Raw genomic sequence first — 437 nt, 5'->3', positions numbered from 1 at the left:
GACATCCTCGCCCACCTGCCCATCGCCGCGGGTGAGCGCCTGGACGAGGTGCCCGTTTTCGTAGCGCAGCGAACAGGAAAGGCCGTCGATCTTGGGCTCGGCGGTGAGTTCCACCGGCGCGTCCTCGGGCAGTGCCAGGAAGCGGCGCACGCGGCCGACGAAATCGGCGACGTCCTCATCGGTAAAGGCATTGTCGAGGCTGGTCATTGGCCGCGCATGGGCGACCTTGGCGAGATGCGCGGCGGGGGCGGCACCGACCTGGACGCTCGGCGAATCGCTGCGCACCAGATGCGGGAACGCCGCCTCGATCGCGGCATTGCGGCGCACCAGCGCATCATAGTCCGCGTCCGAAATCTCGGGCGCGTCATCGGTGTGATACAGGCGGTTGTGGTGCGCGATCACCTCCGCCAGCCGGGCCAGCTCGGTTGCGGCGGTAT

General features: G+C 68.4%; 1 pseudogene. It reads right to left on the bottom strand.

The window, feature by feature from the left end:
• A pseudogene (locus AACY52_RS31580) lies at window positions 1-437 on the bottom strand (NAD-dependent DNA ligase LigA); the annotation flags it as partial.

The organism is Pseudomonas sp. EA_65y_Pfl1_P113 (assembly GCF_963970525.1).
Taxonomy (GTDB): domain Bacteria; phylum Pseudomonadota; class Gammaproteobacteria; order Pseudomonadales; family Pseudomonadaceae; genus Aquipseudomonas; species Aquipseudomonas tritici.
The sequence above is the reverse complement of the archived record's forward strand: the minus strand, read 5'-3'. Positions and strand labels throughout refer to the sequence as shown.